The organism is Spirosoma lacussanchae (assembly GCF_005870035.1).
Taxonomy (GTDB): Bacteria; Bacteroidota; Bacteroidia; order Cytophagales; family Spirosomataceae; genus Spirosoma; species Spirosoma lacussanchae.
Window position 1 is genome coordinate 1517253 of record NZ_SWJG01000001.1, and the last position, 26050, is coordinate 1543302.

20 protein-coding genes are annotated in these 26050 nt (G+C 57.2%); 7 read left to right on the plus strand and 13 right to left on the minus strand.

Annotation, left to right across the window (positions count from 1 at the left end):
- Window positions 1–8 precede the first annotated feature (8 nt).
- The 9 genes from FBR45_RS06305 to FBR45_RS06345 form a co-directional block, all read right to left on the minus strand.
- Window positions 9–680, minus strand: a complete 672-nt coding sequence (locus tag FBR45_RS06305; protein WP_138500359.1) for a hypothetical protein — start codon at window positions 678–680, stop codon at window positions 9–11.
- Window positions 681–703: 23 nt separating this feature from the next.
- Window positions 704–2332 carry a RagB/SusD family nutrient uptake outer membrane protein gene (locus FBR45_RS06310; RefSeq protein WP_138500361.1) on the minus strand — a complete coding sequence of 543 codons (1629 nt, stop codon included), beginning with the start codon at window positions 2330–2332 and terminating at the stop codon, window positions 704–706.
- A gap of 19 nt (window positions 2333–2351) precedes the next feature.
- Window positions 2352–5825, minus strand: coding sequence for a SusC/RagA family TonB-linked outer membrane protein (locus FBR45_RS06315; RefSeq protein WP_138500362.1), 3474 nt, complete (start codon window positions 5823–5825; stop codon window positions 2352–2354).
- Between the two features lie 40 nt (window positions 5826–5865).
- Window positions 5866–6927: a FecR domain-containing protein gene (locus tag FBR45_RS06320; protein WP_138500364.1), complete on the minus strand. Its 1062-nt coding sequence runs from the start codon at window positions 6925–6927 to the stop codon at window positions 5866–5868.
- A 79-nt stretch (window positions 6928–7006) separates the two neighbouring features.
- Window positions 7007–7573: an RNA polymerase sigma-70 factor gene (locus tag FBR45_RS06325; protein WP_171044845.1), complete on the minus strand. Its 567-nt coding sequence runs from the start codon at window positions 7571–7573 to the stop codon at window positions 7007–7009.
- Between the two features lie 230 nt (window positions 7574–7803).
- Window positions 7804–9075 carry a replication-associated recombination protein A gene (locus FBR45_RS06330; RefSeq protein ID WP_138500368.1) on the minus strand — a complete coding sequence of 424 codons (1272 nt, stop codon included), beginning with the start codon at window positions 9073–9075 and terminating at the stop codon, window positions 7804–7806.
- 106 nt (window positions 9076–9181) lie between these two features.
- Window positions 9182–9781: an RNA polymerase sigma factor gene (locus FBR45_RS06335; protein ID WP_077920281.1), complete on the minus strand. Its 600-nt coding sequence runs from the start codon at window positions 9779–9781 to the stop codon at window positions 9182–9184.
- A gap of 110 nt (window positions 9782–9891) precedes the next feature.
- Window positions 9892–11532 (minus strand): adenine deaminase, encoded by a 1641-nt coding sequence (gene ade / locus FBR45_RS06340; RefSeq protein ID WP_138500370.1) that lies wholly within the window; start codon window positions 11530–11532, stop codon window positions 9892–9894.
- Between the two features lie 3 nt (window positions 11533–11535).
- Entirely contained in the window at window positions 11536–12699 is a 1164-nt protein-coding gene (locus tag FBR45_RS06345; RefSeq protein ID WP_138501967.1) for an acyltransferase family protein, read from the minus strand.
- Window positions 12700–12933: 234 nt separating this feature from the next.
- On the opposite strand from FBR45_RS06345, the gene FBR45_RS06350 reads away from it, so the two are divergent.
- The 4 genes from FBR45_RS06350 to FBR45_RS06365 all read left to right on the plus strand — a co-directional run bounded on the left by FBR45_RS06350 (window position 12934) and on the right by FBR45_RS06365 (window position 17332).
- Window positions 12934–14610, plus strand: coding sequence for a UxaA family hydrolase (locus FBR45_RS06350; protein WP_138500372.1), 1677 nt, complete (start codon window positions 12934–12936; stop codon window positions 14608–14610).
- A gap of 80 nt (window positions 14611–14690) precedes the next feature.
- A complete protein-coding gene (locus tag FBR45_RS06355) occupies window positions 14691–15464 on the plus strand; it encodes an SDR family NAD(P)-dependent oxidoreductase (RefSeq protein ID WP_138500373.1) in 774 nt (257 codons plus the stop codon).
- Window positions 15465–15527: 63 nt separating this feature from the next.
- Window positions 15528–16382, plus strand: a complete 855-nt coding sequence (locus FBR45_RS06360) for a fumarylacetoacetate hydrolase family protein (protein WP_138500375.1) — start codon at window positions 15528–15530, stop codon at window positions 16380–16382.
- 122 nt (window positions 16383–16504) lie between these two features.
- Window positions 16505–17332 carry an amidohydrolase family protein gene (locus tag FBR45_RS06365; RefSeq protein ID WP_138500377.1) on the plus strand — a complete coding sequence of 276 codons (828 nt, stop codon included), beginning with the start codon at window positions 16505–16507 and terminating at the stop codon, window positions 17330–17332.
- On the opposite strand, the gene FBR45_RS06370 is transcribed toward FBR45_RS06365, so the two are convergent.
- Window positions 17324–18877 carry an FG-GAP repeat domain-containing protein gene (locus FBR45_RS06370; RefSeq protein ID WP_138500379.1) on the minus strand — a complete coding sequence of 518 codons (1554 nt, stop codon included), beginning with the start codon at window positions 18875–18877 and terminating at the stop codon, window positions 17324–17326. The genes FBR45_RS06365 and FBR45_RS06370 overlap by 9 nt on opposite strands.
- Window positions 18878–19009: 132 nt before the next feature.
- Between FBR45_RS06370 and FBR45_RS06375 the strand changes: the two genes are divergently transcribed.
- Window positions 19010–20476: a gluconokinase gene (locus FBR45_RS06375; RefSeq protein ID WP_138500381.1), complete on the plus strand. Its 1467-nt coding sequence runs from the start codon at window positions 19010–19012 to the stop codon at window positions 20474–20476.
- A gap of 55 nt (window positions 20477–20531) precedes the next feature.
- On the plus strand, window positions 20532–21896 hold the full coding sequence (locus FBR45_RS06380) for a TrpB-like pyridoxal phosphate-dependent enzyme (RefSeq protein WP_138500383.1): 1365 nt from the start codon (window positions 20532–20534) through the stop codon (window positions 21894–21896).
- A 185-nt stretch (window positions 21897–22081) separates the two neighbouring features.
- Here FBR45_RS06380 and FBR45_RS06385 read toward each other — a convergent pair whose 3' ends face one another.
- The 3 genes from FBR45_RS06385 to aat are packed head-to-tail and all read right to left on the minus strand — an operon-like array spanning window position 22082 to window position 25053.
- A complete protein-coding gene (locus FBR45_RS06385) occupies window positions 22082–23332 on the minus strand; it encodes a glutamate-5-semialdehyde dehydrogenase (protein WP_138500385.1) in 1251 nt (416 codons plus the stop codon).
- A 2-nt stretch (window positions 23333–23334) separates the two neighbouring features.
- Window positions 23335–24369, minus strand: a complete 1035-nt coding sequence (proB, locus tag FBR45_RS06390; RefSeq protein ID WP_138500387.1) for a glutamate 5-kinase — start codon at window positions 24367–24369, stop codon at window positions 23335–23337.
- Between the two features lie 54 nt (window positions 24370–24423).
- On the minus strand, window positions 24424–25053 hold the full coding sequence (aat, locus tag FBR45_RS06395; RefSeq protein WP_138500389.1) for a leucyl/phenylalanyl-tRNA--protein transferase: 630 nt from the start codon (window positions 25051–25053) through the stop codon (window positions 24424–24426).
- A 304-nt stretch (window positions 25054–25357) separates the two neighbouring features.
- Between aat and FBR45_RS06400 the strand changes: the two genes are divergently transcribed.
- Window positions 25358–25978: a hypothetical protein gene (locus FBR45_RS06400; protein ID WP_138500391.1), complete on the plus strand. Its 621-nt coding sequence runs from the start codon at window positions 25358–25360 to the stop codon at window positions 25976–25978.
- Window positions 25979–26050 lie beyond the last annotated feature (72 nt).

Below are 26050 nucleotides of genomic sequence, written 5' to 3' on the forward strand. Positions count from 1 at the left end.
ACGCCGGGCTATTGTTTAGTGAAGGTTGCAGTAATCAGGCCCACTCGACCCGCCCAGGTTGTATTCAGGTTCTGGTTGGCCGGGGTAATAGCTGCCTGCGGCAGGTTATTGATGTTTCCCGTTGTCTGGAAGCTAATGACCAGCCGGTTGCTGCTTACTTCCCGGATAGTGAGCGGATAGTTGGGGTAGCTGGTGTAGCTGTAGGCGGGTTGGTTCTGGGCGTTGGGCAGCACCGTTCCGTGGAAAACGAAATCATAATTCCAGCGGGTCAGGGTTCCACGCGTGTACGTCGGTCGGGCCACGCGCAGCACCCCGGCTCCGTTGTCGACTCCCGTGGTCAGGAAGAAATTACCCTGCTGGCGAAGGCCCCGGTTGCGGGTAAAGAACGTGTCGATGCGGGCCGTTGCTACAGTGCCGATGTACAGGGTGTCGGTAAATGGCATAATCACGTTGGGCCGGGTCGCTACCAGCAGCGGAGCCGTAGTGGGGGTTATCGTAATGGTTGTGTCGCGCTGGTTCGGAATGAGCCCAACCTGGTATTTGATCTGGAGCTGGTTGGGTAGCCAGACCCCGCGTAGCTGTGTTTTGAGAGCATCGTCGCCCGAACTGAGGGCGGGTAAGGCATCGTCCTGGCAGGCCGCCAGCGCTACGGTCGTCAGCAAAAGAAGTAGTGCTTTCATGAAGAGTATCGGGTTCAGTTCGTTTAGTCATTTTGTACCATCAGCGGGTTTCGGTCCAGCACGGTCTGGGGCACCACGAATACGGTGAAGCGGCTGTTCCACGGAACGGGTTGACAGCCAGCTACGGTGCAGTCGACCGAACCGGGCGATAGGGTCCGGTCGGCTGGATCGACGGATTCTTTCCGGCGCTTGAGGTCATGAATCCGCTGGCCTTCGGCGAAGAGTTCGCGCACCATCTCGGTCCGGATGTCGGCCAGCAGATCGGCGGGGGCGGTAGCCAGGGCGGGTAGTCCGGCCCGCACCCGAATGGCGTTCAGGTCGGCCAGTGCGGCTGCGGTATTACTTTTGCGCGCGTTCATCTCGGCCCGCATCAGAATAAACTCAGCCGACCGATAAAGAACTACGTTTGAGTTGACACCCTGAGCCGGACCCAGATTGGTGGTGCCCTGAACGCCCCACTTTCGCGGAAACCACAGGCGGTTGGGGCTGTTCCAGAGGGTAGCTGCTGTAGTGGCCTGACTCGTATCGATCAGGGTTCGGTAGCGCAGGTCGCGGGCCCGGTCAAAGCTGGCCAGGGTTTTGAATCGCTGACTCAGGCGCAGGTTAGGCCCGCTGGTAAGCGTGTTGACGTTGGCCAGCTGCGCCGTCGTATAGGGCGATTGCAGTACGTAATGGGTTCGGATGGGGGCGCTGTTGGTGCTTTGTACGTTACGGCCTGCCACGTTGACCAGCTCAAAAATAACTTCGTCGCGGCTGGAGGCATTGGTTGTTGGGGTGATGCCCGTACGTTGAAAAAGACTGGTCAGCATCTGATTGCCGGCTACGAGCGGAAACCGGTAGTTGGTGCCTGAACCCAGAAGTCGGTTGCAAACGGCCAGACAGCTGTCTACGTTGTCCTGCTGAAAATAGACGCGTGCCAGCAATGCCTGTGCGGCATGTTTATTGGCGCGGGGCTGGTAGTCGGGCAGGTGGCGGGCCGGGTCGTAGCTATCGGGAAGTAGCCGCTCGGCCAGTCGCAGGTCCGTCAGTACGGAGTCATAACCCGCTTTCACACTGAGTCGGGGAAACGACAGATCGCCAAATTCTGACAGCGAGCGGTACGACGCAATGGGGCCGGGGTGGCTATTGTCGGGCGTGTAGCCCCAGGGGTATGCAATCAGCCGCATCTGCTCGAATACGCACATGGCCCGGATAAAGCGCGCTTCTCCCTCAAGCCGGTTGCGTTGCTGGGTAATATCGAGCCGGGGGTTGGTCTCGCCGGGCGTCTGGACCTGACCACCCCGCAAAATTTCCAGCACGTTGTTGGCATTGTTGAGCCCAAACGTACTCCACTGTAAAAATTCGGCCTGGAATCCGTAGTCTTCCTCACGATGGGTCCAGGTATAGACCCGCGACGACCGGCCGGGGCTGGTGCGGTAGTTCGTGTTGTTCACCGCCACCAGATCGGCAAAGGTTTCGCCAATAATCAGCGCGTTTCCGCCAAAGGCCACGTTTCGGGCAATACCGGCATAGGCGCCGGTCATCAGAATGTCCAGCTCCTGAACCGTTCTGACATTCTGCGCCTGAATCAGTTGTTTGGAAGAAACCTCATCCAGGTACTTTTCGCAGCCAGCCAGCGCGAACAGGACAAATAGGGAGAGTATATATTTCATAGTGCTAGTGTTCAGTGGGTTAGAAACTGACGTTAAGTCCGATCTGATAGGTTTTTACCTGCGGTAAATCGTTGCTGGTCAGGCCGGGGGAGAGGTTGGCATTGGCCCCGTCGGCCCCGCCGTTCCGGAATACTTCGGGGTCCCAGCCCGGAAATTTGGTGACGGTAAACAGGTTCTGGCCCGTCAGCGTAACCCGGAGGCTACGAAGCTTCAGCTTGCGGGCGGTTTCGGGAGAGAGGCTATAGCCGATCTGCACGTTCTTGAGCCGCCCGAAGGAGCCGTTGTGCAGGAACCGGGTCGACTCGGCCCCCCGCATGTTCGACGCCCACTGCAGGCGGTCCAGCGCGGTATTGTCGCCCTGACGAATGGCCTGTTGTACGTTGCCGATGCCCGGAATCGTCTGGCGCAGCACCTGCCCCGTGAACGGATAGCTCTGGGCGCGTTCGCCCTGATCATAGATCCAGTTGCCAACCTGAAAATAGATCAACGCACTTAGGTCGAACCGGCCAACCTGCACGGTGTTGGTCAGGCCGCCAAAAAAGGTTGGGTAGGGCGTACGGTTCTCGAGAATGAACTGGTTAACCCCTGCCTGGTTGTTGATCGTGCCGTCCCAGAGGTTACCCGTCCGAACGGTCTGGCCCGTATTGGCAAAGACCGACCGATCGCGCTCGTAGAAGAGCTCATTGCCCGTTACGGGGTCGAAACCCGCAAACTGGGCCATGTAATAGTTGCCCAGCGGATAGCCCGGGGTGGCAATGTTGGGGCCGTTTACCAGCTGCGAGGGGAAGTTGAGAAAAGGCGCGTCGTAGGTGCTCAACACCCGGTTCTCGTTGCGGGCAATATTGAAGTCGGTTGACCAGCGGAAGTTTTTCCGTTCGATATTGCGCGAACTGATGCTGAACTCAACGCCCCGGTTCCGGACCGAGCCCAGGTTGATTGTCATGACGTTGTTGATGGTGCCGGCCAGTGGTCCGAGCGAATAATCGAGCAGTAGTCCGTCCGATATTTTGTTGTAATAGTCGATCGTGCCAGTCAGGCGATTGCCCAGAATCCGGAAGTCGGCACCGAGATCCAGCTGACGGGTCGACTCCCAGCCGAGGGCGCGGTTGCCGGGGCTGGTGAACTGCCCACCCTGCACCCCGCCGTAGATAGCCGCGTTGTAACCAACGTAGGTGAAAACTTTCTGCCAGGAGAAATTACCGATTTCGGCATTGCCCGTCAACCCGTAGCTGGCGCGGAGTTTCAGGAAGTTGATGATCGATGCGTTCCGTAAAAACTCTTCGTCGCTGATGATCCAGCCCACCGATGCGCCGGGGAAGGTGGCCCAGCGATTACCCGGTCCGAAGCGGCTCGATCCGTCGGTTCGGGCGCTGACCTCGACCAGATACCGGTCGCGGAAAGCGTAATTCAGACGGCCGAAGTACGAGACGAAGCGGAACGAAATTTCGTTGTCATACACGACCGAGCGGGCCGTATCGAGCCCCCGTATTGCCCCCTCCGGCACGTTTTCCGTAATGTAGGTGGCATTGTCGGAGCGGGTACTTTGCAGATTGTTACCGGCCAGAACCGTTAATCGGTGCTCTTTGCCCAGTACACGGGTGTAGCTGACGAGGTTGTTCAGGTTGAACGTTCGGTTGGTAACGACGCGGTTTTCGGCGCGTCCGTTTCCACCCCGTTCGGCACCTACAATCCCCGTTGGATACAGGGTCTGGTTCTGAAGAACATCGGCGCGGGTACGCTGGTAGTCGTAGCCGGCTTCGGTCCGGATGCTCAGGCCGGGCAGGGGCTTGATATCCAGAAAGCCGGTGTTGGTGCTGCGAAACGTTCTGGCTACATCCGTGTAGTTGTTGCGGAAAAAAACGGGGTTGGTCCCGATGCTGATGGTGTTGTTCGTCCCGTTGGCAATCCCGTTGAAGAACGAGCCGTCTGGCAGTTGAACCGGGTAGGCTGGCAACGCTCCGCCCAGCGCATACCGGAACGAGTTGTTGATGGGCACGTTGTTGGTTTCGATACCGTTGGCCGACAGGTTGACGCCCATCGACAGGAAACGGACGGGCGTGTAGGTGACGTTAGTCCGGCCGCTGACCCGCTGAAACGACTGCCCAACCAGGATGCCGTCTTCACCCCGGTACGAACCGCTCACGTAGGCCGACAGCTTGTTGGTGCCAGCGCTTACCCCCAGTGTAGCCTGCCTGAATCGCCCCTGGCGCAGTACCTGATCGAGCCAGTTGGTTTGTGTGTTATAAAGCGTAGTCGAGTCGACCAGCCGCGGGTCCAGCGCCGGAGCCAGGGTGCCGCGCAGAATTCCCGTGGGAAGCAGGCTGACCAGGTTGGTCGATTGGGGATTGAGTCCGGCCCGTACGTTATTACGGGCCGACCGTTTCAGAATATTTAGATAGTCGGCTCCAGTATCGACCAGGTCGATGCGGTTGGTCGCCGTGTTGACGCCCTCCTGATAGCTGATGTCGAACCGGGGCTTTCCTTTCTTTCCTTTTTTGGTGGTAATCAGCAGAACACCATTGGCGGCTCTGGACCCGAACAGTACGGACGCCGACGCATCTTTCAGAATTTCCATGCTCTCGATGTCGTCCGGGTTAATTTCGGATAACGGGTTCATGGCTACTCCGCCGGCCCCGAAGGCCCCGGTCAGAATCGGTACACCGTCTACCACGATCAGCGGCTGCGAGTTGGAGTTGATCGAGGCTACCCCTCGAACATTGATGCGTACGGCTCCGCCGGGTGTTCCGCCGGCCTGCGTGATCTGTACGCCCGGAGTGCGGCCCTGCAGGGCTACGTCGGGGCTGACGGCGGTACTCAGCCGGATGTCGGCGGCCTTGACCGATGCAAAAGAGCCGGTCAGGTCGCGGGTACGTTGCTCACCGAAAGCCACCACCTGTACCTCATTCAGCGATCGCTCGTCGGCAACCAACTGCACGGCCAGGTTCGTCTGGCGGCCGACTGCTACTTCCTGGGGGGCATACCCGACGTAGCTGAAGACGAGGGTGACCGACTGCTCGGGCAGACTGATCCGATAATTGCCCTGGCTGTCGGTTGTCGTACCCCGGTTTGTGCTTTTGATGGTAACGTTTACGCCGGGTAGCCCTTCGCCGGTTTTGGCATCGGTTACCTGACCGCTAATCACCCGGTCGGCATTGGAAAGAATGATTTGATTGCCAACAGTCTGGTAGGCAACGCGCAACGGGCTCAGGAGCGAAGCCAGCACGGCATGTAGTGGTTGCCGAACCGCCACCAGGGAGGGCCTGAGCTGCCGGAAGAGTTCGTTGCTGTACACAAACGTGTAGGAAGTCTGTTGCTCGAGATCGCGCAAAATCAGGTCGAGGGTTCGGCCTTCCGAGGCTACCGTTACCGTGGTGGCGTCGGCGGGCCGCTTCTGCGACATAACGGCACTGGTACTGGCTACATCCTGCGCCAATAGGGTCGGCCCAATGCCCAGCGAAACCAATAAGAGGCAGCGGGTAGAGAGGTTTTTCATTGATTGGATGGTTTTAAGGAACAGGAATGGGGGCGGTAGATTATTCACTATCGCAGCCGGGGCCTTTGATGGTTACCTGCGATGGCGTCAATTCATACTGAAACCGGTTGGTCATCGAAATCAGGGTCATGACTTCCTGGAGGCTCTGGTTCTGGAAGGTGCCCGTCAGCGGACACTGCCGCAGCGACTCCCGTTCGAGGGTTACCGGAGTGCCATACCAGCGTTCGAGCGTTTTAGCTACCTCGCCCATTGGCGTGTTACGGAAAACAAGCTTTGATTCGGTCCAGGCGATCTGGTTCGTGGCAACCGTTGGCTGGGTTGCCACAGATTGCCGCGTTAGCGACTGGATAGCTTTCAGGTTGGGAGTCAGGAAGAGCGTATCCGGTGTCGGCGGGCTGGCGCCGGGGCTGGTCCGGGGCCGACGAACGGGTTTGTTGGGCACAAACGCCACCCGCCCCGTTACTACCGACGTCTCGACGGTGCTATCGCCCGGGTAGGCCCGGATGTTGAAGGAGGTGCCCAGTACCCGCACCGATCCTGTAGCGAGCCGGACCACGAAAGGCTGTTTCGGATTATGGGCTACCCGGAAAAACGCTTCCCCTTCCAGCGATACCTCGCGCAAGTCGCCGGTAAACGATTTCGGATAGCGCAGGTGGCTGTCGGCGTTGAGCCATACCGTTGTTCCATCGGCCAGCCGGATTTGCGATCGGATGCCTTTCGGGTTGGCCTGCTCGAGCAGCGCCGTAGTTTTGGCGGGATTGGTCAGCCGGGTCCAGCCCAGGAAGCCGAGGAGGAGTATGACAGATGCAGCCGCTGCCCAGCTCAGCCACGATCGCGAGGGCCAGAGCGGTCGAACGCGTTGAGCCGACAGGGCTTCTTCGGCCTCGATCCGTTGCTGTAGCCGCTCATAAGCGGCCGCTACCTCCGTCCGATCGGCGGATGGCGTGGCGCTGGGCGTCTGCCAGAGTTGGTACAGCTGATGGATGACGGGCTGCTGCTCGGGATGGGCCGCCAGCCAGCGCTCCAGCTGCTGACGTTCCTCGTCCGTAGCTTCGTTGGCAAATACTCTGCCTACCAGGGTCCAGTCTATAGTGTCGTGCATTGCTTTCGGGTTTCAAAAGCAATGACAGGGTTTACCGACCGATCCCGTAAAGGAAGCGTAAAAATTTTTAGATTTTCTTTTACGATTCCAATAGTGGCCCCAGGGCTGCGGCTATTTTACGAAGGGCGATGCTGATCTGTGTTTCGACGGTCCGGGGCGAAATAGCCAGTAAATCAGCAACTTCCTTGTACGAAAAGCCCTGTTCTTTTACGAGTTGAAAGATCAGATGGCACTGGGGCGGCAGCGCATCTATGGCAGCCTGGATGGTCCGTTGCATATCAACCAGCTCGAGCGCCTGGTGCGGATTATCGTCAGTACCAACTGTGTCGGCTACCGCTGTGCCGTCGACGGAGGTAAATGCCGGACTGCCTTTTCGCTGTAAGTAGTTCAGGCAGTGGTTGCGCGTTGCCGAAAACAGGTAGGCCCTGAAGTTGAGTATAGCCAGGATCGTAGCCCGAATCTGCCATATTTTCAGAAAGACATCCTGTACGATCTCTTCGGCCGTTTCGCGAACCTTGACGTAAAACAGGGCAAACCGGATCAGCTCGGGATAGAATAGCTCAAACAGCAGCCGGAAGGCCCGGTGGTCATCGTACCGGGCAATCCGAACCAGCCATTCTTTTACGTCGTCAGCTACGTCTTTCACGAAAACAGTCTCCGGTTTGCGGTCAGTTCGTAAAATCGGGTATGCCCCGGCTGTTTACTCGCTGCTTCGTTCCCGCTTTACACACCTGGTCAGCTCGTCGGTTTCCGGTGGTCTGGTGAACAGAAACAGTAAACAGGGTATGTATTTATACTTAGTTCATCAGGGAAACCGCGAAAGGGAAGAAAGCATAAGAAGCTGATTTACTACCCTGATAAAAAAGTAGGGGATCGTTAATAGCCGTACCAGTCGCTCCACCATTTCTGCAAACTTCGCCGTATTTCGGCTTCGCGCGCGTTGTGGCCGGGTTCGTACAGTTTATGCCCCCTAAGGTCGTTGGGCAGAAAATTCTGCTGCACGAAATTACCCTCGTGCGCGTGAGCATATTGATAGTCTTTGCCGTAGCCAATCTGTTTCATCAGGTTAGTTGGGGCGTTGCGCAGATGGAGCGGTACGGGCAGGTGGGCCGTCTGTTCGGCCAGGGCGATGGCGGCATCAATGGCTACATAACTGGCGTTACTTTTGGGCGATGTGGCCAGGTAAACGGCGACTTGGCTGAGTACAATCCGGCCTTCGGGCATACCGATGGCTTTAATGGCCTGTACCGCTTCCGACGCCATAATCAGGGCTGTTGGATTGGCATTGCCAATATCCTCGGCGGCCAGAATGAGCATTCGGCGGGCAATAAAAACCGGATCTTCACCCGCCACGATCATACGGGCCATCCAGTACAGGGCCGCGTTGGGGTCTGACCCACGCAGCGATTTGATAAAGGCCGAAATGATATCGTAATGCTGTTCACCGGATTTGTCGTAGCGGGCGATGTTCTGCTGGGCCACCGCCGTTACCCCCTCATCGGTTACGGCCAGCGGGTCGGCCGAAACATGGGCCGAAGCTACCAGTTCGAGCAGGTTCAGCAGCTTCCGGCCGTCGCCCCCCGACAAACGCAGCAGCGCATCGTACGACTCAACGGTGATCTGCCTGGACCGTAGAAACGCGTCCTGGGCAATGGCCCGGTCAACGAGCTGGATCAGTTCGTCGCGGCTGAGCGGCTCCAGGATGTACACCTGCGACCGCGATAGCAGCGCCCCGTTCACCTCGAACGAGGGGTTTTCGGTGGTGGCTCCAATCAGCGTAATCTGACCTTTTTCGACCGCGCCGAGCAGCGCGTCCTGCTGGCCTTTGTTGAAGCGATGAATCTCGTCGATAAACACCACCGGCGGGAACATGCCCGACGGGCGGCTGAGTACGTCGCGAATTTCCTTAACCCCCGAGTTGATAGCACTGAGGGCGATGAAGGGTCGCTTTACGGCTTCGGCCAGCAGTAGGGCCAGGGTCGTTTTGCCGACGCCGGGTGGTCCCCACAGGATCATGGAGGGTAAGCGGCCGGCTTCTACTGCCCGGCGCAGTGCTCCGCCCGGGCCTATTAGTTTTCGCTGCCCAATAACGTCATCGAGGGTACGCGGACGAACCCGTTCGGGAAGGGGCGTTGAGTCAGTATTCATCCGGCAAAATTACGCAAAGTAGGTGGGCGGTACGTTATCCGGGCGGGCAACAAAAAACCGGCGGCTCTCGAGCCGCCGGTCAGGGTCGGGTTAGGAGTAGTCGGGTTTATAAAGACACATTTTCGGGCGTTACATACCGCTTGAGGTTGCTCATAGCGCCGAAAATCAAGTTGTAAACAGATTGGATGTTGATTTGCATGAGGGCCGATATTTCTTCGTTGCTCATGTTCTGGAAATAGCGAAGGTGAACCGCTTCCCGCTGCCGACGGGGGAGTTTATCCAGCGCCTGGTGCAGGCATTCGTTCATGTATGAATCCTCTTCATGAGCAATAAGCAGGTTTTCGTGCGATGGATCAGCACCCGAGAGCATGTCGCCAACGCGCCGGCCGTTTGTCACTTCATCCTGACTAACCAGTTTCTGCTCTGCCGTCAGATGACGGACCAGCTTACGTTTGATGGAAGCCATCAGGTAAAACCGAACTGAGGTTGTTGGGCCGATCGTGGTGCGATGCTTCCAGAGCTCAACGAATAGGTCGTGAATACAATCTTTAATCAGAGCCCGGTCAGTTGCGAAGTGAGCACAATAGTGGTACAACGTCTGCACGTAGTTCTGATACAGGCGGGCGAAGGCGTTTTCATCACCTGCGCGGAACTGATTCCAGAGGGTTTCGTCGTCGGGACCTGTTTTTGTACGGGAACGAGCCATGAGCGGTTAGGCGGGTTGGTAGGAATTGATAAGGGTCTTGAGGTCTGTAAACATATTGATAATTAATTGAATTAAAAAAGGTGTGTTAATAAAATTTTTTTGTGGTACGATTAAACAATTTGTAGGCTGGTCATTTGAAACTGCTCTCCGCTGAAGAGACCCCGGTCGCTGAGTTTCAGGTTAGGAATGACCAGCAGGGCCATAAAGGACAAAGTCATGTAAGGCGCAGCAAGTGTGCTGCCAAGTTCTGCCTTCGCAAACCGGTCAAGCTCGCTGTACTGAGTGGCTACCTCATAGCCATCAGTATCGGTCATCAGCCCCGCTACGGGCAGGGCCAGTATTGATTCATGCCCCACTGGTAACCCGCTGACCGCGCTCAGCCCACCCCTGGCTTCGATGACGAGGTTGATGGCCCGGCATAGACTGGCATCGTCGCAGCCGACGGCAGTGATGTTGTGCGAATCGTGCCCGACCGACGACGCAATGGCGCCGTGCTTCAGCCCGAAATTGCGGATGAAGGCTACCGCCGGGGGGGCGTTCTGGTAGCGGTTTACAACCACCAGTTTAAGCAGGTCCCGGTCAGTGTCCGGTACGATCAGCCCCTTTGCCAGCGTTGGTTCGACGTGGAGCTCGTTGGTAATAAGCTGACCGTCCAGGGCTTCGATGACCCGCATCGGGATTCCAGCCTGACCGCTGACCTGAAACTCGTCTGCCTGTTTGGGCGAGCAGTTGAACTGATTGACCCACTCGCTGCGGAGATCCGGTATGTATGACTGTCCGGTTTCGGCAACTACCGTACCGTTGATAACGGTTTGTCGAACAGTGAATCGCTCCAGGTCATCGACTACGATATAATCGGCCGGGTCGCCTTCGCGTAGCAGACCAACTGGCAAGCGGTAGTGAAGTACGGGGTTAAGGCAGGCCGCCCGCAACACATGCCAACGATCGTGTCCGGCGGCCAGCGCCCGTACTACCAGCTGGTTAATATGTCCTTCGGCGAGGGTGTCGGGGTGTTTATCGTCTGAGCAGAACATAATCTGCTTCGGGAACTCGGCCAGCAGGGGAATCAGCGCATCGAAATTGCGGGCTGCGCTGCCTTCCCGAATCAGTATGTGAAGGCCCCGACGGGCTTTGTCGAGCCCTTCTTCGTAGGTAAAGCATTCGTGATCCGTACTGATGCCTGCGTCTATATAGCGTTGGGCGTCAGGCCCCGTGAGCCCCGGTGCGTGCCCGTCAATGGGTTTGTTGAAGGCTTTGGCCAGTGCTAGTTTGGCCATGACGTCGGCGTCTTCGTGCAACACGCCCGGGTAGTTCATCATCTCGGCCAGGTACCCGATTTCTTTCAAGCCCAGCAGGTAGCGCACATCCCGAACGCCGATGGTAGCACCGGCAGTTTCGAAAGTCGTGGCCGGTACGCAGGAGGGCGCGCCAAACATGAATTTGAACGGAACCCGCCGGGCTTCGGCCAGCATGTATTCAACGCCAGCTACGCCCAGTACGTTGCCAATTTCGTGCGGATCGGATACGGTGGCTACGGTGCCATGCACAACGGCCAGCCGGGCAAACTGAGGGGGTGTCAGCAGCGAACTTTCAATGTGGACATGCGCATCAACAAAACCGGGCAGCACATAAGGCTCGCCAGGACGTTCGGGGCCGAGTCGGTCGATACGGGCAATACGGCCATTTTCGAAGGTGAGGGTTCCGTAAAAAATAGTCTGGTCAAAGAGATTCAGCAGGTTGGCCGTGATCATAAATCAGATGCGTATAAACAGATGGCGGGCATACATCCAGCGTAGCATACTATAGAAGATAGCCAGGGTGGTGGCTCCAACCAGCAGTGGCTCATACGCAGCCCCGAATAGCTGAAACGGTTGATGTCCCAGATGAATGTAAAGTGAATTGATGATGAATCGATCGATCAGATGAACCAGGCAGTAGATAGCAATGGAGTTCATACCGACAACGACAAACGGAAAGGTCCAGCGCCGGGCCATGGGTTGCCAACGCCCCGTCCCATCGACCAGAGCGTAGAAAAAGGCGAGCAGCCAGTAGCACCAGCCTCCGCTGAACAACACCCAGGCGGGCGTCCAGATACGCTTAACAACCGGGCAAATACCGAGCCCGTGCAGCGCCAGACCAGCCAGTATACCCGTCAGGCCAGCCGCTAGTAGCCGTGTCAGGAGCTGGCGCCGGGGCACACCCGACCGTATCCATCGACCTGCCTGTAGCCCCAGTATCATAGTAGCGAGGGTGGGTATGAAGCTCAGTGTGGCATAGCCACCGCCGTTGAATACAAAAGGACGCTCGCGGGGGAAGAGGTTTAAGAACCAGGTATCGAACGCCCAGGCCAGGTTACTGTTTTTGTTGAAATGAGCCATAAGCCCGCTGTAGTGCTCGGGCCAGTTGGCCGGAACCCCAACGGCAGCGTAATCAAAAGCCGGACCGGGAAGGGGGTAGAGAACAAAAGCCAGCCAGTACCCGGCCAGCACGGCGCCCAAAGCAATCCAGCCGGTTCGGGAAGAGGCCGCACCGAGCAGAAACAGAAACGGATAGCCCAGACCAATCTGCGTCAGCGTATCCTCAAAGGTGAAATTGGTTTGCTCGGCATGAACCGAACGGAGAAAAATACCGAGCAGAATCAGGATCAGCGATCGCCGGAAAGCGTGCCCTACCTGAGCCGGAAACGACTGGCCCTGCGTAACCCGCGCGGCCATCGAGTACGGTAAGGCTACGCCCACCAGAAACGAAAACGAAGGCTGAATAAGGTCGTGCAGCGAGCAGCCCGCCCACTCTATATGACTCTGGTGATAAGCCAGAAAAGACCAAAAGCGGCTAGCGGGGAATTGCTCCTGCAACCGATGAAACTGAAGGAGTTCGGCCGCCATCAGGGTCATAACGAACCCCCTATACGCATCCATCGACATAAGCCGGCTGGCCCGGGGCTGGTCGGTGCCGAACGAACCTGCGTGCTGACTGCCGGGGGCAGAGGACGAGAAGCCGGGCGACGTAGGGGTGAGCATGGGGAGAGCAGGGTCGAACTGTCAAATGTTGGGATTGGTGCTCATATTCGCAATAAGTATGGCAAAGTTTTTCGGGCCGGACTGGTATATTTTAATCCGATCGTCTCTTTTATTGCAAAAAAACAAGCACTGATGCCCGCTATAGTCTTAAAAGTTCACCCTGCCGATAACGTGATCGTGGCGCTGCGTAACCTGACGGCTGGTGAACAGATAGAATTTGATTCGCAAACGTATACACTCCCGTATGCGGTGGGAGCCAAACATAAATTCGTTACCGAAGACCGTCAGCCCGGCGATCCTGTTATTATGTACGGCGTGCTGGTGGGTAAAGCCACTCAGCCCATTCGGCGGGGAGAACCAATTACTACCTTTAACCTCAAACACGACGCCGACCCGTATGGCCTGGCCAAAAAGCAGCCCTACCGCTGGCAGCCCCCCGATGTCTCGCGCTGGCAGGACCGCACGTTCATGGGCTACCACCGCGCCGACGGTCGGGTTGGTACGCGCAACTACTGGCTCGTTGTGCCGCTGGTCTTCTGCGAAAACCGGAATGTGCTTATTCTGAAAGATGCGTTTGAGCGCGAACTCGGCTATGCACAACCCGAGATGTACCGGCAGCAGGTTCACGAACTGCTCAGCCTGTACCGGGCGGGCGAAATGGATGTGATCCGAAAAATGCAGCCCTTTGTCGATGTAAGTCAGAATCATACCCTGACCCATACCAGCGCCCCGCCGTCAAACCGGCCGTTCCCGAATGTCGATGGCATTAAGTTCCTGACCCATGAGATGGGCTGTGGTGGAACCCGGCAGGATTCGGCCGTACTCTGCTCGCTGCTGGCCGGGATGATCAACAACCCGAACGTAGCGGGGGCAACGGTACTGAGTCTGGGCTGCCAGCACCTGCAGGCCGATATGATCTCGGCCGAAATCCGGCGGCAAAATCCGAAATTCAACAAACCGCTGCTGCTGTTCGAACAACAGGCCGGTACCGAATACGCGCTGATGAGCCAGGCGGTTAAAGAAACGTTTCTGGGCCTGGCCGAGATCAATAAACTAACCCGCCAACCCGCTCCGCTCAGCGCGCTGACCATCGGGCTGAAATGTGGTGGTTCTGACGGCTTTTCGGGCATATCGGCCAACCCGGCCATCGGCCATCTGTCCGACGTGATCGTAGCGTTGGGTGGGAAAACTGTATTGGCCGAATTTCCGGAGCTGAACGGGGTTGAGCAGGAGCTCATTAACCGCACCGTCAACGATGCCGATGCTCAGAAGTTCATCGACCTGATGGGTGGCTATTCGGCCCAGGCCGAAGCCGTAGGGTCGGGGTTCGACATGAACCCGTCGCCGGGCAATATCAAAGACGGACTCATTACCGATGCCATCAAGTCGGCCGGAGCGGCCAAGAAAGGCGGAACGGCTCCGGTGGCCCAGGTACTCGACTATGCCGAGCCGGTTGATACGCCCGGCCTGACGCTGCTCTGCACGCCCGGCAACGACGTTGAAGCCACAACCGGTATGGCCGGTTCAGGTACCAACGTGATCTTGTTTACAACGGGGCTGGGTACACCAACCGGCAATCCCGTGTGTCCGGTCGTAAAAATATCGACCAACAGTGCTCTCCTGAACCGGATGCCCGATGTCATTGATTTCGACAGCGGCCCGATCATTGAGGGCGAGCAGACGATTGACCAAAATGCCGATGCCCTGCTCGACTACATCGTCCGGCTGGCCTCGGGCGAAACCATAACCGCAGCCGAACGACTTGGTCAGGATGATTTCATTCCCTGGAAACGGGGGGTGTCGCTGTAATGAGTGACTGAATGAATGGGCGAGTAAACAGCACCCGTTCTACGCAGTCACTTACCCATTGATTCACTCTAGTAACGATTATGTTCTCACTTTCTAACAAAACCGCCATCGTCACCGGTGGGGCCAGCGGTATTGGACTGGCTATCGCGAAGGCGTTTGCGCAGGCCGGGGCGCTGGTGCGTATTTTTGATCTGAATCCCGAACAGGCCGGACTGGCTGCCGAAGGTATCCGGCAGGAGGGGGGGCAGGCAACGAGCCATGCCGTTGATGTATCGGATCAGGCCACCGTACGCGCCCTGGTCGACCAGCTGGCTGCCGAAGGGCCTATTCATATACTGGTCAATAACGCAGGCGTAGCGCACGTTGGCACCGTAGAAACCACCTCCGAAGCGGATTTCGACCGGATTTTTCGGATCAACGTCAAGGGGGTGTACAACTGCCTGTATGCGGTTATTCCGCATCTGAAGGCTGCGGGTGGGGGCGTTATTCTGAACATGGCATCGGTAGCCGCAACCCTGGGTTTGAACGACCGGTTTGCGTACTCGATGAGTAAAGGCGCCGTTCTGACGATGACGCTGTCGGTGGCAAAGGATTATCTGAAGGATAAAATTCGTTGCAACTGTATTTCGCCCGCCCGGGTTCATACGCCTTTCGTAGACGGGTTTCTGGCGAAGAACTACCCCGGTCAGGAAGCCGAGATGTTTGAGCGGCTCTCAAAAACGCAGCCCATTGGCCGCATGGCCGAGCCGCAGGAAGTCGGAGCGCTGGCGCTGTTTCTGTGCTCCGATGAGGCTGGATTTATTACCGGCTGCGATTATCCGCTCGATGGAGGATTTACTCGTCTGAACACCTGACCTACCCCTCGCCACCGGCCGAACCTGGTTGCCTATACGTTTACGAAAAACCACAAACTAACTATGAAACTTTTCCGCTTCGGCCTGCCCGACCACGAACACCCCGGCGTTGAACTACCCAATGGTCAGCGCCTTGACGTTACTCATTTTGGCGAAGATTATGACGAGTCATTCTTTGCCAGTAACGGACCCGACCGGCTGGCGCACTGGCTGTCAGCCCACGCGCCTGCGTGCCCGATTGTCTCGGCCGATGCCCGGTTCGGCCCCTGCGTAAAACGACCCTCCAAGATTGTCTGTGTGGGGCTGAACTACGCTAAACACGCGGCCGAAACGAACGCACCTACCCCCGCAGAACCGATCCTGTTCTTCAAGTCGACCACGGCGCTCTGCGGACCCAACGACGATGTGGTCATTCCGAAGCGCTCCGAAAAAACGGACTGGGAGGTCGAGCTGGCCATCGTCATCGGCAAACGGGCCAGTTATGTCGAACTCGACGACGCGCTGGATTACGTAGCCGGTTATGCGCTGCACAATGACTATTCTGAACGGGCCTTCCAGCTCGAACGGGGGGGGCAGTGGGTAAAAGGAAAAAGTGCCGATACATTTGCGCCCCTGGGGCCGTTCCTGGTTACCAAAGATGATATTGCCGATCCTAATGCGCTACATCTGTGGCTCAGTGTCAACGGCGAGCGGTTGCAGGATTCCAATACCGACGATATGATCTTTAACGTGCCGACGCTGGTCAGTTACATCAGTCAGTTCATGACCCTGCTTCCCGGCGACGTGATCTCAACCGGCACGCCCGCTGGCGTAGGCCTCGGTCTGAAACCACCGCGCTACCTCAAACCCGGCGACGTCATCGAACTCGGTATCGAAGGATTGGGTGAGCAACGGCAAACTGCCGTAAGCTATACTTGAGGGTATTGAAGTCGGGATGACAGGACCATGCTCTTCCAAGGGTTAGGGACTTGATCGTAACGCAGGGTAATCAGCACCTTTCACGTCATCAGGCTTGTCTGACTCGTATTTTCGTATCTCCTATGATCATCGATTCGCATCAGCATTTCTGGCAATATGAGCCGGTCCGCGACGCCTGGATTACCGACGATATGTCGGCCATCCGGCGCGATTTTTTACCAGCCGACCTGGAGCCGGTACTGGCCGAAAACGGCGTCGACGGCTGTGTGGCTGTGCAGGCCAGCCAGTCGGAAGCCGAGACCGAATTTCTGGTTAAGCTGGCCCGGGCCTACGATATCGTTAAAGGTGTTGTTGGCTGGGTCGATCTGCAGGCGCCGACTCTGTCTGACCGGCTGGCCCACTTTGCTCAGTATCCGCCCATCAAGGGGTATCGGCACGTGGCCCAGGCTGAGCCAGACGATTTCCTGGCCCGCCCGGCCGTAGTAGAAGGGATACGCAAACTGGCCGATTTTGGACTGACGTACGACATCCTGATTTATCCCAATCAGTTGAAAGCTGCCTTACACCTGGTTCGGGCCGTGCCGGAAGTCAATTTTGTTATCGACCATCTGGCCAAGCCATACATAAAGAAACGGGACATTAACCGCTGGTCTAACTTCATGGCGGAGATTGCCAAACAGCCCAATGTACACTGCAAACTGTCGGGCCTGGTTACCGAAGCCGACTGGCAGGATTGGGGTAAGCGCGACTTTTTTCCGTACCTCGACGTTGCCTTTGAGCATTTTGGCCCGGACCGGCTGATGTTCGGCTCCGACTGGCCGGTATGTCTGGTGGCGGCCAATTATACCCAGGTGAAAACGATTATCGAAGACTATGTAGAACCCTGGGGCGACGAGGTCCGCCTAAAGGTCTTTGGCGAGAATGCCACCCGCTTTTATCGGCTAGCGTAGCTTGTTTTCGAGTAGCATGATCCCGCTACCGGGTCGGCGCCAGTAGTCCATCAAAGCGGCATGCTCAGGACCCGTCGGGCGAAAAAACGAGCCCAGCAGGATATCGTCGTCGCCATCCTGATCTACGTCGCCCGCGGCCAGTCGTAGCCAGCGCCCCCGGTTAGCCGCCGGGAAAGAGCGCGGTATGAACAGCTGGCTGCCCCGGTTTTCGAAATAGATAAACCCGGCATAGGGCCGCTGCGAAAAATCGGGGAAATGGGCGATGGCTGCCAGATCGGGATCGCCGTCCTGATCAAAATCCCGGACAACGGTCTGGCTGGCTCCGTGCATCGGGTAAAACCAGGTTTGCCGAAACCGGAATCGGCCGTCGTTCTCGAAAATGCGGATGCCGTGGTAGGGCTTCAGTACCAGCGAATAGTCGGCGTTGTCGCCATTGGTATAGACCAGGTCGTCGTCGCCATCCCGGTCCAGATCGATCAGTTCGAGGTAGCTGGAGCCATAAACCGGCGGAAACCGAAGCACGGTTTCTTTCCGGAACGAGCCGTTTCGCTGGTTGTAGTATACTGCCACCTGCTCGTCGCCCTGCGTCAGCAACGCCACCACATCGGGCCACTGGTCGTGGTTGACGTCCCGCACGTACGCTACGCGGGCACCCGGAACCGCGTCCAGTACATGTTCCCGGTACCCGGTTTTCAACTGTTCGTACCAGCTGAGTTTACCCAGGTGGTGACCAAATTCACAAATCAGCGCATCCTCCCGACCGTCGCGGTTAAGATCGGCTACCGTGGTTTGAACGGGTCGCTGCAGGTTATCAATTCGTACGGCCTGTGCGCGACTACGATCAGCCGACCGGGTTTCCCAGCTGCCTGCGGGCTGATCGTTCGGATTCAGGACACCCACGGTCAGCAGATCGAGACGCCCATCCGGATGGCTGCGGAGGTCTACCACGGGGCTGCTGGTGCGTAGCGAATCGATCCGCTGCAGCCGCTTGTTGAGGGCAAATAGATTACCGCGAGCGTCGCCTGCCCAGATCCGTTGCGACAGCGAGTCGTAGGTAAGCAGCGTTATCAGACCATCGACGCTACGCTCGGAAGCATGAGCCGTAAACAAGGGCAACGCTGGCTGAATAGCGGCATGGGGGGCCTGCGCCGGGAGCGAGTCAGGAGCCTGCGCCACATAGTAGTCGACAATCTTCTGCCAGTCGGACGGATGAAGCGTCGGGTGTTCGGGGAATATGTTGGCTTCGATCAGGCGTTTCAGCTCGTCGGTGTTGCTGTAGCGCATGATTTCTTCCATCTGCCGATCCGACTGACCCAGGCGCAGGGCCATTTGAGGAAGTACGCCGTTTTGCCAGGTCACCTTATCGAGTAAGGCCGGTGCCGGCTGGAGGTGGCAGCTGCCGCAGTAGGTCTGAGCCAGCTGTTGGCCGCTGAGTTGGGTAGGTGCGGGGGGCGTAGGGGCGGTATCGGTTTTATTGGAAGACTGGCAGGCCATAAACAGCATGGCACTTCCACAGACAACACCTACTAACCGGACCCACGACATAGAAATGGCTTTTTACAAAGATAAGCCCGAAACCGATAGGCCGTCGGCAGCGGCCCGGCTTTGGCAGCCAGACAAACATCAAATCGAAAAAATGCGTTGCTTTAGCATACCATAACCCACTTTCGACACTCCATGAATTGCTTTGTTGGCGTAGACGTCGGTACAACCAACGTAAAAGCCCTGGCCCTGCCGCCCGACCTGAATCAGGTTCTGGCGCATGCATCGGCCCCCGTTGAAACGCTTCATCCTAAACCGGGTTTTGCCGAACAGGACCCCGCTCAGATCTGGTCGGCGTTTGTGCAGGTGATGGCTGAAGTGAACCGGGAGCTGGCCGGGGCCGGGCATACCATTACTCACGTGGCTTTCAGTACGGCTATGCATAGTCTCCTGGCCATGGATGCACAGGGAGAGCCGCTCAGCCACGCCATTATCTGGTCAGACAACCGCGCTGAACAACAGGCGTCCGACCTCCGTACTACCCAGGCCGAACTGGGGCGGCAGCTCTATCAGCAGACCGGTATTCCGATGCATCCTATGGTGCCGCTCTGTAAGCTGGCCTGGCTGCGTGAACACGAGCCGCGCCTGTTGCGCCGGACGGCCTGTTTCGGGTCGATCAAGGAGTTCCTGTGGCATAAGCTGACAGGCGAGTTCGCGATCGACTACTCCATCGCTACCGCTACCGGCCTGTTCGACGCGGCCAACCGACAGTGGAGCGAGCTGGCTCTGGCTCATGCTGGTATTCGGGCCGACCAGCTCTCTACCCCGGTTCCTACCACCCACCAGCACCCGGTTCGGGAGAGTGGACAAACGGCCGGTACTGGTCTGACTAGTGCCGTAACGCTGGTGATCGGAGCTTCGGACGGGTGCCTGGCCAACCTCGGAGCGGGGGCTATCAAGCGCGGAACCACTACACTTACCATCGGTACCAGCGGGGCCATCCGGCAAACCGTTCGAAAACCCCTCCGCGATGAGCAGGGTCGGCTGTTCTGCTACATACTGGATGACGACTATTACGTGGTTGGCGGGCCGACCAATAACGGGGGGAACGTGCTGGAGTGGGTCACCGAAAAGCTGGCACAGGCCGACACCGACGTGCTGCTGGCCGAGGCCGACGCCATTGCGCCTGGCTCGGATGGCCTGCTGTTTTTGCCTTACCTGCAGGGTGAACGGGCTCCGCTCTGGGATGCCCACGCGCGCGGGGCCTACCTGCACGTAGACTGGCAGCATACGCGGGCGCATTTCGTGCGGGCTGCGCTGGAGGGCGTACTCTTCAACCTGATGCTTATTAACGAACTGCTGATGAAGCATACTGGGCCGACCCGGGTTATTCACGCCAATGGTGGCTTCGCGCAGTCGCGGTTCTGGGTGCAGATGCTGGCCGATATGTCGGGGGTTCCGGTGCGGCTCAACGCCAGCAACGAAAGCGGTTCGATGGGCGGCATCCTGCTGACTATGAAAGCCCTGGGTCTGGTAGCCACCCTCGACGAAGCCGCTAAACTGGTTGAGTTTGGGGATACCTACGAGCCCGATCCAAAGCGCCATCGGCTCTATCAGCAGGTGTTTAAGCGCTGGCAACTGGGTCTGTCGCAGAATACCTGACCGAAAGTGTAGTCGTCTTCGTATCTTACCCACCCATCTAAATCCTTAGAAATACATGGCACAGAAAAAGTTTATCTTAGCCGAATCCGACATTCCGGAGCAGTGGTACAACATCGTGGCCGACATGCCCAACAAGCCGCTGCCTCCGCTGCACCCCGGTACCAAAGAACCCATCGGGCCGGACATGCTGGCTCCGCTGTTTCCGATGGAGCTGATTAAACAGGAGGTCACCAGTGAGAAATGGGTACCTATTCCGGAAGAGGTACGGGAGATTTATAAAATCTGGCGACCTACCCCGCTGTACCGCGCCACGGGATTGGAAAAATTGCTCGACACGCCCGCCAAAATTTATTACAAATACGAGGGGGTTAGTCCGGCCGGGTCGCACAAGCCGAATACCGCCGTACCGCAGGCTTTTTACAACAAGCAGGAGGGAGTTACGAAAATCACGACCGAGACGGGTGCCGGGCAGTGGGGTAGTGCCCTGAGTTTCGCCTGTCAGCATTTCGGCATCGAGTGCGAAGTGTACATGGTGCGGGCCAGCTACAACGGAAAGCCGTACCGGAAAATGATGATGAATACCTGGGGTGCCTCGGTATATCCGTCGCCCTCTGACCGGACCAACGCGGGGCGTAGTATCCTGGCGCAGGACGCCAACTCGCCGGGTAGTCTTGGTATTGCCATTTCAGAAGCCGTAGAGATGGCCCTGCATGACGAGCATACCAAGTATGCGCTGGGGAGTGTGCTGAATCACGTACTCATGCACCAGACGGTTATTGGCCTGGAGTGTATCCGGCAGCTGGAGCAGGCCGGTGATTTTCCGGATATTGTCGTGGCGCCGTTTGGGGGTGGCTCCAACTTTGCCGGCATTGGCTTTCCGTTTCTGCGCTATAACCTGGAAGAGGGTAAGAACATCCGCTGCATCGCGGCCGAACCGGCTTCATGCCCCAAACTTACCCGGGGCGTATTCCGGTATGACCTCGGCGATACGGTCGGTATGACTCCGCTCTTGCCGATGTATACACTGGGCCATAACTTCATTCCGGCGCCAATCCACGCGGGTGGTTTGCGCTACCACGGGGCGGGAGCGATTGTCAGCCAGCTTCTGCGCGACGGACTGATCGAAGCGCAATCGTTCAACCAGCTCGAGTGTTTCGACGCGGGTATCAAGTTTGCCCGGACGGAAGGCATCATTCCGGCGCCCGAAGCCAACCACGCCATCGCGACGGTTATCCGCGAAGCGCTCATCGCTAAGGAAGAAGGAACACCCAAGACGATTCTGTTCAACCTCTGCGGCCACGGCCACTTCGATATGTCGGCCTATGAGCAGTTTTTATCCGGCAAACTGGTGGAGCACGAAGTCACGCAGGAGGAGATTCTGGCGTCGCTCGCCGAGCTGGATACGCCATTAATTGCCTGATTTTATAAGATGCGACAATGGCAGGGCTATGGCCGAAAACCTGATGCCCTGCCGTAGCCGTCTGTATACTCTAGGCCAAGGTGTCCCGAACAGTAATATATAGGTAGATTGTCGCCGTCTGGCGGTAAGAAGAGACGAACTGCGATATTCGATAAGGCTAAAAAAACAGGGGCAGGTAGGTTCGTCTACCAACGTACCTGACCGTCGCCGATGCCGATCCATTTCTCGGTGACCAGCTTCTCGAGCGCGAACGGACCCCGGGCGTGGAGTTTTTGGGTGGAAATGCCGATCTCGGCACCCAGTCCGAAGCAGCCGCCATCGGTGAAACGGGTCGATGCGTTGGCATAGACCGCAGCTGCATCGACTTCGCGCAGAAATTGATCGATAACCGGCTGATTCTGCGACAGAATGGCTTCCGAATGGCGCGATGAGTAGGTCTGTATGTGCGACAGCGCTTCATCGGGGCCGGAAACGATTTTGACGGCACACTTATAATCCAGAAACTCGCGGCCGAAATCGTCGGGTTGGGCAGGTTGCAGGTTCGTATAACCGGCTTTCTGAAAAATTGTATAAGCCGTTTCGTCGGCAAAAACCTCTACGTTCCATTGGGCAAAATCGGCCGTGAGCATCGGCAGAAACTGGTTAGCCACAGCTGCGTCGACGAGTACACAATCGAGTGAGTTACAGACCGATGGCCGCGACACTTTGGCGTTGACAACGATAGCTGCTGCCTTGTTCAGGTCGGCGGTGGCTTCTACATAGGTATGGCAAACGCCCGCGCCTGTTTCGATCGTGGGGACGAGCGAATGTTTCCGCACAAACTGAATCAGCGATTCGGAGCCGCGCGGAATGATGATGTCTACGTAGCGTACCGCCGTCAGTAGTTCGTTCACTACGGCCCGGTCGGGGGGGAGCAGGGTAACCGCTGCTTTGGGGACGCCGAACTCGGCCAGTACGTTCTGAATCAGTCCAACCAGGTAGCGGTTCGAGAAGTCGGCTTCCTTACCGCCTTTCAGCACGCAGGCATTGCCCGAGCGCAGACAAAGCGACGCCACATCGACCGTTACGTTGGGGCGGGCCTCGTAAATGACGCCTACTACTCCCAGCGGCACCGCAATTTTCTGGAGACGAAGGCCCTGTTCAATGGTTCGATCGATCAGCACTTCGCCCGTTGGGTCGGGCAGGGTAGCTACCACCCGCAGGCTATCGACCAACCCCTGTATCCGGCTTTCGGTAAGCTTGAGCCGGTCAAATTTGGGGTCGGTGGGGTCCATCCGGTCCAGATCACGGCTGTTTTCGGCAACGATTTGTTCCGCCTGGGCCGCCAGCACATCGGCCAGCCGGTTGATAAGGGCGGTTTTCTGATCGGAGCTGAGCCGACGAACGGCGGCAGCGGCCTGTTGGGTAGCCTGCAGGAGCGGAGTAATCGGTGTCATACTCACAAAAGTACGATATCGTTGGCATTCGCCACATCAACGTTTTGCTGTTGAAGCTGTTGAACCAGTACGTCGGACGAAATCCGGGCTCGGGCTACCGCAACGGGCGTATCGTGTTCGTCGATGATCTCCACCATTTCGCCCGAGCTGAATTCGCCCAGGATGGCCCGGACGCCCACCGCCAGCAGGCTCCGCCGTTGTTGCAGGGCGCGTACGGCACCCGCATCGACCCGAATACGTCCCACCACGAGCGATCCGCTGACGAGCCAGCGGTTGCGGGCCGAGAGTGATGTTTCTGCCGGAATGAATTCGGTACCCAGGTCACTCCTGAGCGCCCGGTCGAGGCTGTCGGGTTCGTTGAGGCCGAAGATGATGACCCGGATGCCCATGCGCGTAGCCAGTTTGGCAAAGGTGAGTTTAGAGGCCATTCCGCCCAGCCCCAAAGATGATTTGTCGGTGCGGACGACCCCGAAAATTCGCTCGTCGAAGGTATCAACCCGCCGGATAACCTGGCCACTGGCATCCAGCAAACCACCTACCGAGGTGCACAACATGAGGGCTTCGGCCCCGAAACCGACGGCAATGAGCGTAGCCAGTTCGTCATTGTCAGAAAACTTCAGTTCGCGGTTGCTCACTACGTCGTTCTCGTTGGCGATCGGAATAATGCCGTTGGCCCAGAGCTCTTCGTAGGTTTGCTTGAGTTGCAGAAACTGATCGCGGTTGGCAAAATGGTGGCGCTCGCAGAGGCTTTGGGCAATGGCGATGCCGTATATGGAAAAGAAGCGGGAATACTGATTGAGCAGCAACAGATTCCCTACGGCCGCGGCCGCTTTACGCTGGGTAATATCGCCCCGGTAGTCGTTGATAAGACCTTTGCCGGCACCGACTGCGCCCGACGAAACCAGCACAATCCGGTAGCGCGCGTGCAGCGCAGCCACCTGCCGGGCAATGTCGACCATGATGGGCTCATTGGGTTCGCCGGTGGGTTTGGTAATGGAAGCCGTGCCAAATTTGAGGACAAGTACAGGTTTTGTCATGCGCGCAAAGATAGCGCAAGTATGGCATTAGCCCAGATTCAGGGGCGTATCGGCTTAATCGCCTGCGTGGTTTCTGAAGAGATGTTCAAACGCGTTTTCGGTGAAGCGGGCTTTTTTACGGATGGCCGACTTGAGCTGCTTCATGTAGTCCGCTTTTGGAATTTCGACAGCTCCGAACCGCCGTACGTTATCATTGATGAACTGGGTGTCGAGTAGTTCGTACTGCTGTTCCCGGAGGGTCATAATGAGGTAGTGAAAGGCAACTTTCGACGCATCGTTGACGTGATGAAACATGGACTCGCCAAAAAAAGCAGCGCCTAGCGATACGCCGTACAGGCCGCCAACTAAACGGTTATCCATATACGTTTCAACACTATGGGCCAGGCCCATCCGGTGCAGTTCGGTATACGCTTCTATAATTTCCTCCGAAATCCAGGTACTATCGTCGGCCGACCGGGGTAGGGAGCAGTAGCGCATAACCTGTTCAAAATCAGCGTCAACTCGGATGTCGAAGCGTTGTTGATTGAGGATGGGGCGCAGCGATCGGGCGGGTTTGTAGCTATGGATAGGAATGACCGCGCGTGGGTCAGGTGCGTACCAGTACAGCGTACCGTCGGCATCGGCCATCGGGAAGATACCGTTGATGTACCCGTAAATCAGGTCGTCGGCGGTTAGCTTGTTCATGAAAGTCTTGGGCATGTGCTGATACAAAGATAAAAAAATACTTGACAATCAAGCAGTTTTCTGAGGGTGGTGCGCAGCGTTATGTAACGGATTGCCTGTACAGCAGGGTGTTGCCCGAGAAGTGCTTCATATTTGGCGTGTATCGATGCATAGCGGCCGTTTCCCGGCATCGGCCTGTAAAGAATCGACTTCCGTCGCAAAATTGCCAAAGCTGATCGGGTGCAGATGGTCTTTATCAAGAAGAATTAAACTAAACCCTTTCTGGTGTGTCTGATGTTTATCAAAAAACGATTCACAACCAGACATGAAAAAAGGATTTGCTTTGCTCCTGATTGCTACCCTGCCCGTATTCTTTAGCCAGTGTGGCGTAAACAAACAGATTTCACAGGCTAAAACCCTCGGCGACTGCCGCTATACCATTGCGTCGGCCGATAGCATTTATCTGGCCGGTACCGACGTTCGACAGTTTCGCAACCTCGAAGACCTGAATCCCGCCCGGTTCCCACGGCTGGCGGCTGGTCTGCTGACCCGGAATGTACCGCTGGATGCGCGCATCAATCTGGAAATCACGAACCCCACAAACCGGCTGGCCGGTATCAATCAGCTGGAATACAGGGTCTTGCTGGCTGGTCAGGAGGTATTTAATGGATTCCTGAATCAGCGCATCGAGGTGCAGCCCGGCGGGGGAAAAACGCGTGTGCCCGTTCGACTTAACACCAACGCCTACCAACTGCTGACCGATCCCAAAACCCGCGACGCATTCGGCGATCTGGTACAGAACCTCTCGGGCTCGCAGAGCAGCAAACCTTCCAAACTGACCATCCGGATCAAACCGACGCTCGATCTGCTGGGTGGACAGATCAACTACCCGGGCTATATCACGATAGATCAGGATGTGACGAACAAAATACTGATGGGCAATTAGGACCGATACGATTGGTTTTTAGCCAGTCTGCCAGTCGCTTTCAGTAGCATTCCAGGTGCCCCGACTTTCTTA